Origin of the sequence: Meridianimarinicoccus zhengii, from assembly GCF_003254465.1 — a bacterium.
Lineage (GTDB): Bacteria > Pseudomonadota > Alphaproteobacteria > Rhodobacterales > Rhodobacteraceae > Meridianimarinicoccus > Meridianimarinicoccus zhengii.
Genome location: NZ_QDFI01000111.1, coordinates 1 through 10,497 on the forward strand (window position 1 = coordinate 1; position 10,497 = coordinate 10,497).

Genomic DNA, 10,497 nt, shown 5'->3' on the forward strand with positions numbered 1-10,497 from the left:
CACCATGTCGTTGACGAACTTGATCGAAACGCAAAGTCGCCGCGCCGCCTCGGTGTGCGTGTGGCCCTGCGCGACAATCTGCACGGCACGTTCACGCAGCTCAACAGGATGCGGTTTACCCATCCCTGACCCCCATAGTTGCCTACAAGGCATGGAATCACAGGATAACCGCTATGGGAATCCAGAATCCGATCTGAGGCGACACGCTCTAGAAGCGCAAGACCGGCACCCGTTATTGCGCAACATGCTCAGGGGGCTGGCGCGCGCAAGGCAAAACCCCCGCGCGCAAGCGACGGGGGTTTCCTGAGGACGACACGTGCCGTCAGATCGCGATGTCGAAGTCTGGCCGTGGCTCAGAGAAGCCCTTCGCGCTGTGCCTTCTTGCGCGCGAGCTTACGGGCGCGGCGGATCGCCTCGGCCTTCTCGCGTGCTTTCTTTTCGGACGGCTTCTCGAAATGCTGCTTGAGTTTCATTTCGCGGAACACGCCCTCGCGCTGGAGTTTCTTCTTGAGCGCGCGAAGCGCCTGGTCGACATTGTTGTCGCGAACGCTGACCTGCATGTGGTGTCACCACCTTTCCGTGTTGAAGTTGCATATTCTGCAGGAAGTGGCGCTATAGCAAAGGCCACCTAGCTTGTCCAGCGTCAGGCCGGGCCGGGCGGGCCGCGGCGAAAAGGCACGAGGAGTTGGAGCGATGGAAGAGAACGCAAGCACGCGTGACGGCGTGCAGGCCCGGTTACTGGCGGCGATCAAGCCCCATGTGCCCTTCGACGGCTGGTCGCATCGCGCGTTCCGCGTGGCCGTGTCCGACGCGGGCGTGGACCGGGCCGCGGCGGATGCCGTGTGTCCGCGCGGGGCGCTGGACCTTGCAGTGGCCTATCACAAGGAAGGCGACGCCGAGATGCTGCGCCGAATCCATGCCGCCGACATGGCCGAGATGCGGTTCCGCGACCGGGTGGCGGCGGCGGTACGGTTCCGGTTGGAGCTGGTCGAGGACAAGGAACTGGTGCGTCGGGGCACGACGCTGTTCGCGCTGCCCGTCCACGCCACGGAGGGCGCGCGGCTGGTCTGGGGCACGGCGGATCTGATCTGGGACACGCTGGGCGACACGGCGCGGGATTACAACTGGTACACCAAGCGCGCGACGCTGGCGGGGGTCTATTCCTCTACGGTGCTATACTGGCTGGGCGACGACAGCGAGGATCACGCGCGGACCTGGGCGTTCCTCGATCGCCGGGTGGAGGACGTGATGCGCATCGAGAAGGTCAAGGCGCAGGCACGCGACAACAAGATGCTGCAACCGCTGGTCTCGGGCGTGGAATGGGCGCTAGGCTGGGTGAAAGCCCCCGACCGCACGCCGCCCGCGGACATGCCCGGATCGTGGCAGGGTCCGCGCTGAGGCACCGGCACGCGGGGGCGGCGACCCGGCAAGGAGACGACATGCCCCCCGAGAACGACCGCGAGACGACCCATTCGCTGCCCGGCACCATGCGCGCCGTGGAGATTTCCGAACCCGGCGGGCCGGAGGTTCTGACCCCGGTCGCGCGCCCGCTGCCTGTGCCGGGCGACCATGACATCCTGATCCGGGTGGCGCATGCGGGCGTGAACCGGCCCGATGCGCTGCAACGGGCGGGCGCCTACAAGGCGCCGCCGGGCGCGTCCGACCTGCCGGGGCTGGAGGCCGCGGGCACGGTGGTTGCCGTCGGACGGTCCGTCACGCGCTGGTCCGTGGGCGACCGGGTCTGCGCGTTGCTGCCGGGCGGGGGCTATGCCGAATACGCCGCGACACCCGCCGATCATGCCTTGCCGGTGCCCGACGGGCTGGACCTGCGCGCCGCCGCCTGCCTGCCGGAAACCTGCTTCACGGTCTGGTCGAACGTGGTCATGCGCGGGGGGCTGCGCGCGGGGGACCGGTTCCTCGTCCATGGCGGATCGTCGGGCATTGGCACGACCGCCATCCAGATCGCCGCGGCGCTGGGGGCGGACGTATTTGCCACAGCCGGGACCGACGCGAAATGCGCCGCCTGCACCCGGCTGGGCGCGCATCGCGCCATCAACTACCGGTCCGAGGATTTCGTGGACATCCTGCGCGCCGCGGGCGGGGCGGATGTGATCCTCGACATGGTCGGGGGCAGCTACATCCCGCGCAACCTCAAGGCGCTGGCCGATGACGGGCGGCTGGTGCAGATCGCGTTCCTCGAGTCCCCGAAGGCGGAACTGAATTTCGCGCAGGTGATGCTGCGGCGCCTGACGATCACCGGATCGACGCTGCGCCCGCAATCGGACGCGGCCAAGGCGCGGATCGCCGCGGCGCTGGAGGCCGAGGTCTGGCCGATGATCGCTGCAGGCAAGCTGGCGCCGGTCATCGACAGCGCCTTCCCGCTGGAACAGGCCGCCAAGGCCCACGCGTTGATGGAAAGCAGCCGCCATATCGGCAAGATCGTGCTTGACGTGGCAGCCTGAAAGCTGCCGCGCTATGCGCCGGAATCCTGCAATTTTTAGGTGTAAACCTTGCCATCGCATTTCCATTGGGCCGTCCGCGCAATGGGATAGATTGGGCCCATTCGGGTATGGGTGCGGGAACCGGTGTGATGGCTGGCGGCAACAGGGGCGGGGCTTGGCCCCCGCAGGATGACATACGGGCCGCGCTGGATGACGCGGCGGACATGCAGGGGCCGGGACCGGTCGCTCTGGTGCTGCTGGGCTTCGCGTTTCTCGTGGGGTTCACGGTGCTTGCGGTGATCGCGGGGCTTGGCGCGTTGCAGGCGTTGCTCGTGGGCTGGGTCGGTGCGCTTCTGTGCGTGATTCTGGCCGCCGTGTGGGGGGCGCTGGTGGAGGAACGCGCCTTCAACGCCGCCGCGGCCCGCGATACCGCGCGCGCGGCGCGGGCGCGGGAGGCGCAGGTCAAGGCGTGGGATGACGACGCCGCCGCGGATGCGGCCGTCGCCGTGGAAATCCTGGATGCCGAGATCCTCGACACCGGCGACGCGGCCGTGCCGGGCGGGCTGCGCGACGTGACGCCGAAGGCGCGCCGGGCCTGACCCGGCGCCTCCGCCCAACCCCCGCGCTCAGTCGCTGTGGGTCAGGGCGAGGAACACATCCTCAAGGTCCGGTTCCTCGGTCGCCACGTCGCGCAGGGTGATCCCCGCGCTGCGCACGGCATCGAGAATCGCACCCGGATTGATCTCGCTCTTGCGGAAATCGAAGGCGATCCGCCCGCCGGGACGCTGCGTGATCTTCACGCCGTCGATCCGCGGCATGTCCGCCGCATCGCCTTCGGGTGTTATGACCAGCGTCTTGGCGTCGAGCCGTCCCAGAAGCGCCGCCGTCGTGTCGCGCACCACCAGTTCGCCGTGGTTGATGATCGCGATCTCGTCGCACATCGCCTCGGCCTCTTCGAGGTAATGGGTGGTCAGGATGATCGTCATCCCCTCGTCGTTCAGCTTGCGCACGTTGCGCCACAGCATCTGGCGCAACTCGATATCCACGCCCGCGGTTGGCTCATCCAGCACGAGGATCTGCGGGCGGTGCACCAGCGCCTTGCCCAGCAGAAGCCGCCGCCGCATCCCCCCCGACAGCGACCGCGCATAGGCGTCGGCCTTGTCCGCCAGCCCGATCATGTCGAGGATCTCGTCGGTGCGCCGTTCAGATTTCGGCACGCCGTAAAGCCCTGCCTGCACCTCCAGCGCGCCGCGGGGCGAGAAGAACGGATCGAGGTTCAATTCCTGCGGCATCACGCCGATCGCCGCGCGGGACTGGCGCGGGTTCACATCCTGGTCGAAGCCCCAGATCGACACCCGGCCCGAGGTCTTGTTCACCAGTCCCGCAAGGATGTTGATGAGCGTCGACTTGCCCGCCCCGTTCGGTCCCAGCAGTCCGAAGATCGACCCCGCCGGGATCGTCAGGTCGATGCCCTTCAGCGCCTCCTTCGCGGGCGACTTGCCCTGGCCGCCATAGGTCTTGGCGACGCGTTCCAGTTCGATCGCGTTCTGTGACATCTTGGCCCTCGTGCCGGGTGCGCTGGCGCGGCGGGCTTGCCGCGGCAGGGCGAACCTTTATTCTGCGCCCGACTTAAGCCCTGCCGCGGCGGGCGGCAACCAGTCGCCCCCGTGGCCGCCAGACCAGAGCGAGGATACCCATGACCATCGCCCCCCCCGAAACCGAGATCGTGGACGCCTGGCGCGTCTCCTGCGACGGCGGCGAAGGCGCGCTGGGGCATCCGCGCGTGTGGTATTCGATCCCGCGCGACCGCGGCTGGGTGGAATGCGGCTATTGCGACAAGAAGATCATCCACCGCAGTTTCGAAGGCAAGGTCGACACCGACGCCTGAACGGCCCGCCGGGCCGGCGCGGGATGTGCGGCGATGGATTGGTGCGCGGATTTCTGTTAACCCTGTTGTGACGGCGTCCGTTCCGGCCCGTCATGCGGGGACGGCGGACGATGCGTGAGGGTCTTCAGCGGGTTTATCACAACGCGGTGTGGCTGACCGGGACACTGGCCGGCGCCGCCTATCTGTTTCTGCTCTACGTGATGACGCTGTGGATGGTCGTCGGCGCGCTGAGTGCTATCCTTGTCCACGACAGGCTGGAGGCGGTGAGCGAAACGGCCACCTTCGGCGATGTGCAGCGCGCCTATGACCGCTTCCACAACCGCGCCAATGCGATCTGGGAAGAACAGCACGCTCCGCTGGAGCGTCTTTACACTGATCGCGCGAACGTGGCGGAGGAACTGTTTCCGGGCACGGATCTCGACCTCGACACCCTGCGCAGCCATGAGAATTTCGTGGCGCTCCTGCGGGATTGCGCGGGGGAGGGGGCGGAGCCGCGGCGGCATTGTCTGCTGGTGGAGGAGTTCCGGGATCTCGACGATGCCATCGCGCAGTTCTACGTCGTCAATCCCCAAGTCGAGGCGGAGATCGCCGCGCAGACCGAGGCGTTGCGCACGGCCGAGCCGCTGGCGCGGATGTTCGACACCTACGAGTTCTTCGAGGTCGATGAAAACGACGACAACATGTTCGCCGGGTTCCTGCGATTGCCGCGCGAGATCCTGGTGATGCTGCTGACCATGGTCATGGGGATGCTGGGCAGCGTGGTGACGATGACATGGTCCTTCGTGCGGCGTGACAGCGGGCTGACGGTGCGGCGGTTCCTGATCCTGCCCGCGGTGGGCGCGCTGAGTGCCTTTATCGTGCTGATCTTCGCCAAGGCGGGGCAGATCTCGCTGACCTCGGGCGACTCGGCGGATGTGCTGAACCCCTATTTCCTGTCGTTCCTCGGGATCATTTCCGGGCTGCTGTCGGAACGGGCCTACGCGCGGATCGCCCAGATCGGCGAGAACTTCTTCGCCGTGGACGACGATCGCCCGCGCTGGGGCGTGCGGATCGAGGCGGCCATGGCCGAGGAAGGCGTGGACGCGACGCAGCTTGCCGATTACCTGAAGATCGCGCCCAATGCCGCCGAGGACGTGCTGTCCGGCCGGTTGCAGGCGACGCCCCTGCAGCAGCTTGTCATCGCCACCGCCCTGCGCCGTCCGCAGCGCGAGTTGTTCACCGATATCGCGCCGCCCCAGCGCCGCGGGCAGCCCGCGCGCGTGCGCGATTCCGCCCCCGAGCCGGGTTGATCCGCGCTTGGCGGTGGACCCGCGCCGCGGCGCGGGATACCTGTCAGCCGAACGCGCAAGGGGGCAGGCCATGGCATTCGGCAAGGGTCATCATCTTCACCTGATCGACGGGTCGGCCTTCATATTCAGGGCCTACCACGCGCTGCCGCCGCTGACGCGCAAGTCCGACGGGCTGCCGGTGGGCGCTGTGTCGGGCTTCTGCAACATGCTGCTGCGCTACATCGAAGGGAACGACGGCCCGGATGCGCCGACCCATGCGGCGGTGATCTTCGACAAGGGCAGCCACACCTTCCGCAACGATCTTTACGACAAGTACAAGGGCAACCGCCCCGACATGCCCGAAGACCTGCGCCCGCAGATCCCCCTGACGCGGGAGGCGACGCGCGCTTTCAACGTCGCCTGCGAGGAACTGGAGGGCTATGAGGCCGACGACATCATCGCCACGCTGGCGCAGCAGGCGCGGGAGGCCGGCGGGCGCGTGACGATCATCAGTTCCGACAAGGACCTGATGCAGCTCGTCGGTGGCGGGGTGGAGATGCTCGACGCCATGAAGAACCTGCGCATCGATGCCGAAGGTGTGGAGGCCAAGTTCGGAGTCGGCCCGGACAAGGTGATCGACGTGCAGGCGCTGGCGGGCGACAGCGTGGACAACGTGCCGGGCGCGCCGGGCATCGGGATCAAGACCGCGGCGCTGCTGATCCAGGAATATGGCGATCTCGATACGCTTCTGGCGCGGGCCGAAGAGATCAAGCAGCCCAAGCGCCGCCAGACGCTGATCGACCATGCCGACCAGATCCGGCTGTCGCGGGAGCTTGTCCGGCTCGATTGCTACGTGCCTCTTACCTTCGGCCTCGACGATCTGGAGGTTCGTGAGCCAGACCCCGACGCGCTGCTGGGCTTCCTGACGGCGATGGAATTCCGCACCATCACCAAGCGCATCAGCGAACGGCTGGGGGTGGAGCCGCCCGCCGTGCCCGAACCGACCGCGCCGGAGACGGTGGCCGACGATATTCCGTTCGACACCGCCGCTTATGAGGTCGTCCGCGACGGCGCCGCCTTGCAGGTGTGGATCGACCGGATCATGGATCGCGGCTGGGTCGCGTTCGACACCGAAACCACGGGCCTGGACGAGATGCGCGCCGAACTGGTGGGCATCAGCCTGTCCGTGGAACTGGGGCGGGCGTGCTACATCCCGCTTGCGCACAAGGCCGCGGATCGGGACGATCTTTTCGGGTCCGACGCGCTGGCCGAGGGGCAGATGCCCATGGACACGGCGCTGGAGATGCTGAAGCCCGTCTTCGAGGATCCGTCGATCCTGAAGATCGCGCAGAACGCGAAATACGACGTGAAGATCCTTGCGCGGCAAGGCATCGACGTGGCGCCCATCGACGACACGATGCTGATTTCCTATGCCCAGCACGCGGGCATGCACGGCCACGGGATGGATACGCTGAGCGAGCGGTATCTCGACCACACGCCGATCCCGATCAAGCCGCTGCTGGGGGCGGGCAAGTCCGCGATCACCTTCGACCGGGTGCCGATCGACAAGGCCGCGGAATACGCCGCCGAAGACGCGGACATCACCCTGCGGCTGTGGCATGCGCTGAAGCCAAACCTGCACCGCGCCAAGGTGACGACCGTCTACGAGACGATGGAACGACCGCTCGTGCCCGTGCTGGTGGCTATGGAACAGGCCGGCGTGCTGGTGGACCGCGACACGCTGAGCCGCATGTCGTCGGCCTTCGCCCAGAAGATGGCGGGGCTGGAGGCGGAGATCCACGAGCTGGCGGGCGAGAAATTCAACGTCGGTTCCCCCAAGCAGTTGGGCGAGATCCTGTTCGACAAGATGAGCCTTGAGGGCGGCAAGAAGGGCAAGACCGGCGCCTATGCCACGGGTGCCGACGTGCTGGAGGATCTGGCGACCGAACACGACCTGCCCGCGCGGGTGCTGGACTGGCGCCAGGTCTCCAAGTTGAAATCGACCTACACCGACGCGTTGCAGGAACACATCCATCCCGACACGGGGCGGGTCCATACGTCCTACATGATCGCGGGGGCGGCGACCGGGCGGCTCGCGTCCACCGACCCGAACCTGCAGAACATCCCCATCCGGTCCGAGGAGGGGCGCCGCATCCGGCAGGCGTTCGTCGCGCCGGAGGGGCGGGTGCTGCTGTCACTCGACTACAGCCAGATCGAATTGCGCATCCTCGCCCATGTGGCGGGTATCGACGCGCTGAAGGAGGCGTTCCGCGACGGGCAGGACATTCACGCCGCCACGGCGTCGGAAATGTTCAACGTGCCGCTGGATCAGATGACGCCCGAGGTGCGGCGGCAGGCCAAGGCGATCAATTTCGGCGTGATCTACGGGATTTCCGGCTTTGGCCTCGCGCGCAACCTGCGCATCCCGCGCAGCGAGGCGCAGGGCTTCATCGACCGCTATTTCGAACGCTTCCCCGGCATCCGGGACTACATGAACGACACGGTCGCCTTCGCCAAGGAGCACGGGTTCGTGCAGACCCTGTTCGGGCGCAAGATCCACACGCCCGAGATTTCGGCCAGCGGGCCGCGTGCGGGCTTCGCACGGCGCGCGGCGATCAACGCGCCGATCCAGGGGTCGGCCGCGGACGTGATCCGGCGCGCGATGATCAGGGTGCCGGGCGCGATCGCCGACCTGCCCGCGACCATGCTGCTGCAGGTCCATGACGAATTGCTGTTCGAGGTCGACGAGGACGCGGCGGACGACGTCGCGGCGCGGGTGCGCGCGGTGATGGAGGCTGCGGCCCACCCGGCGGTGGACCTGTCCGTGCCGCTGACGGTGGAAGCCGGGTCGGGACGAAACTGGAGCGACGCCCACTGACAGGCCGGGGCCGTCGCGCTGTCGTTTGCGGGGCCGGCCTGCGCCGGTCCCGCGTTTTCGCGTCTCAGCCCTTGCGGCGGAACAGCGCAAGGCCGCCGAGCGCGCCGATCAGCAGCGGCGCCGCGGCGGGCAACGGCACCTGCGGCGTTTCCACGGCGAAGGACGTGGCCGAGGGATCCCATTCGATCGCGGTCATGCCGAACAGCCAGGGGGCGGCATCGCTGAACCTGTCGCTGTCCCAGTTCCCACTGGGTTTCAGCACGTTGCCGCCGCGGGACTGGAGGTTGACCATCGGACCGGTGATGAAGGTCGTGGTGCTTGTCGGCGCGAAATAGATCTCGGCCCGCGCGTTGATCGCGCCATCCACCGGCGCGAAGATGCCCGGACGGTTCAGCGGATAGTCCCGGCTCGACACGAAGGTCAGCGTGTCGAACAGCGCCTGCGTGAGCGGCGGGTTCTCGAAGGCCGGGTTTCTTTCGATGAAGGCGAGGTTCTCGATATTCTCCCACGTGATCGAAACGAGGTCCGCCGCCCCGAATTTCGGCCCAGCCTTGGGGTCGGGCAGCAGCGCGTAGTCGACGGCATTGGCGAAGGACAGCGTCACGACCGGCGACGTCACGTAGTAGGTGTCCGCGCCCGTGCCGTAGGTCATGACGTTACTGTCCTTGAACGTCATTCTAAGGGTGCCGGCCGTTACGCTTGTGGCGCACAACGCCACGCCGACAACTGCCGCGAAGGCAAGACTTACACAGGTCTTCATGGTGGTCCTCGTCATATTCTTTTCTTGAGATGCTTGTCAACGAGTGTTAACGGCTTTGGGATATTCGCGTAAATGGTTCTGGGCAAGGTCTTTTTCGCGGCATGCTTACCGTTGGGTCCGGGTGGGCGCTGGAATTGCCGGGATACCGGCCCTTGGTGATCTGGGTCTCGCCGCTTGACGCCGCGCGGCGGCGGCGCAGGATGCCCGCCATGAACGGACACCATCATCACCACCATCACCATCTGCACCTGATGCCCGAAGACGGCGGCGACCGGCGCATGGTCTGGGCGGTCGCCGCGAATGTGGCGCTGACCGCGGGGCAGATCGCGGGCGGGATTGTCGCCGGGTCCATCGCCCTCGTGGCCGACGCGGTGCACAACCTGTCCGACGCGATGACGCTCGGGATCGCGCTGGCGGCGCGGCGGATCGCGCGGCGGCCCAGCGACGCGGGCATGACCTTCGGCTACGGGCGGGCGGAAACGGTGGCGGCGCTGGTGAACTACACCACGCTGGTGCTGGTGTCGCTCTATCTCGCCTATGAGGCCGTCTGGCGGATGATCGATCCCACGCCGGTGACCGGCTGGATCGTGATCGCCGTGGCGGGCTTCGCGCTGGCGGTGGACGTGGCGACGGCGGCCCTGACATGGAAGCTGGCGAAGGACAGCCTGAACATTCGCGCCGCGTTCCTGCACAACATGGCCGACGCGGGCACGTCGGTCGCTGTGATCCTCGGCGGTGTGCTGGTGATGCTCTATGACTGGCGCCTGGTCGATCCGCTGCTGACACTGGGGATATCGGGATACATCCTGTGGCACGCGGTGCGGGGGATCGTCCCGGTGATCCGTATCCTGATGCTCGGCGCGCCGCCGGGGGTGGATGCGCGCGCAGTCGCGGACGCGATGCGTGACCAGCCCGGCGTCGTCGGGGTGCACAACCTGTATCTGTGGCAGATCGACGAGCGGCGTTTCACCCTTCAGGCCCATGTGGTGCTGGAAGCCCATGTGCCGGAAGCCGAGGCCCGTGCGGCGCTGCGGTCGATGCTGGGGGCGCAGTTCCACCTTGGCCAGATCACGCTGGAGGTGGAGCGGCGGGACGACGGCTGCGTTTCGGCGCCGCTGATCGGCGCGGGTCCGGGGTAGAAGGGATGGGGCCGAGCTCTGGTTGGCGGAACGCGCTCGAGCGCATCCCCGCGTGAAAGGGCTAGGCCGTGTCTGCATTCATCTGAGCCAGTCGAGGGCGGAGACGAGGAAGACGAAGCCCAT

The 10,497-nt window shown here is 67.2% G+C and carries 10 protein-coding genes; 7 read left to right on the forward strand and 3 right to left on the reverse strand.

Features of this window, described 5'->3' with window-relative positions:
• Window positions 1-353: 353 nt before the first annotated feature.
• Window positions 354-560: a 30S ribosomal protein S21 gene (gene rpsU, locus DDE13_RS20895; RefSeq protein ID WP_005614280.1), complete on the reverse strand. Its 207-nt coding sequence runs from the start codon at window positions 558-560 to the stop codon at window positions 354-356.
• Window positions 561-693: 133 nt separating this feature from the next.
• Between rpsU and DDE13_RS20900 the strand changes: the two genes are divergently transcribed.
• From DDE13_RS20900 to DDE13_RS20910, 3 genes are all read left to right on the forward strand, one after another.
• On the forward strand, window positions 694-1,398 hold the full coding sequence (locus tag DDE13_RS20900) for a COQ9 family protein (protein ID WP_111406159.1): 705 nt from the start codon (window positions 694-696) through the stop codon (window positions 1,396-1,398).
• A gap of 41 nt (window positions 1,399-1,439) precedes the next feature.
• Window positions 1,440-2,462 (forward strand): NAD(P)H-quinone oxidoreductase, encoded by a 1,023-nt coding sequence (locus DDE13_RS20905; RefSeq protein WP_111406160.1) that lies wholly within the window; start codon window positions 1,440-1,442, stop codon window positions 2,460-2,462.
• A gap of 128 nt (window positions 2,463-2,590) precedes the next feature.
• A complete protein-coding gene (locus DDE13_RS20910) occupies window positions 2,591-3,040 on the forward strand; it encodes a hypothetical protein (protein ID WP_162631145.1) in 450 nt (149 codons plus the stop codon).
• 27 nt (window positions 3,041-3,067) lie between these two features.
• Here DDE13_RS20910 and DDE13_RS20915 read toward each other — a convergent pair whose 3' ends face one another.
• The gene (locus DDE13_RS20915; protein ID WP_111406162.1) at window positions 3,068-3,997 is read right to left on the reverse strand and encodes an ABC transporter ATP-binding protein; all 930 of its coding nucleotides are present in this window, start codon (window positions 3,995-3,997) and stop codon (window positions 3,068-3,070) included.
• 140 nt (window positions 3,998-4,137) lie between these two features.
• Between DDE13_RS20915 and DDE13_RS20920 the strand changes: the two genes are divergently transcribed.
• The 3 genes from DDE13_RS20920 to polA all read left to right on the forward strand — a co-directional run bounded on the left by DDE13_RS20920 (window position 4,138) and on the right by polA (window position 8,475).
• Window positions 4,138-4,329 (forward strand): zinc-finger domain-containing protein, encoded by a 192-nt coding sequence (locus tag DDE13_RS20920; protein ID WP_111406163.1) that lies wholly within the window; start codon window positions 4,138-4,140, stop codon window positions 4,327-4,329.
• 110 nt (window positions 4,330-4,439) lie between these two features.
• Window positions 4,440-5,618, forward strand: a complete 1,179-nt coding sequence (locus DDE13_RS20925) for a hypothetical protein (RefSeq protein WP_111406164.1) — start codon at window positions 4,440-4,442, stop codon at window positions 5,616-5,618.
• A gap of 70 nt (window positions 5,619-5,688) precedes the next feature.
• Window positions 5,689-8,475, forward strand: coding sequence for a DNA polymerase I (polA, locus tag DDE13_RS20930; protein ID WP_111406165.1), 2,787 nt, complete (start codon window positions 5,689-5,691; stop codon window positions 8,473-8,475).
• A gap of 64 nt (window positions 8,476-8,539) precedes the next feature.
• On the opposite strand, the gene DDE13_RS20935 is transcribed toward polA, so the two are convergent.
• Window positions 8,540-9,127 (reverse strand): VPLPA-CTERM sorting domain-containing protein, encoded by a 588-nt coding sequence (locus DDE13_RS20935; RefSeq protein ID WP_162631146.1) that lies wholly within the window; start codon window positions 9,125-9,127, stop codon window positions 8,540-8,542.
• Window positions 9,128-9,444: 317 nt separating this feature from the next.
• Between DDE13_RS20935 and DDE13_RS20940 the strand changes: the two genes are divergently transcribed.
• Window positions 9,445-10,374 (forward strand): cation diffusion facilitator family transporter, encoded by a 930-nt coding sequence (locus tag DDE13_RS20940; RefSeq protein ID WP_235868804.1) that lies wholly within the window; start codon window positions 9,445-9,447, stop codon window positions 10,372-10,374.
• Window positions 10,375-10,497: the final 123 nt, after the last annotated feature.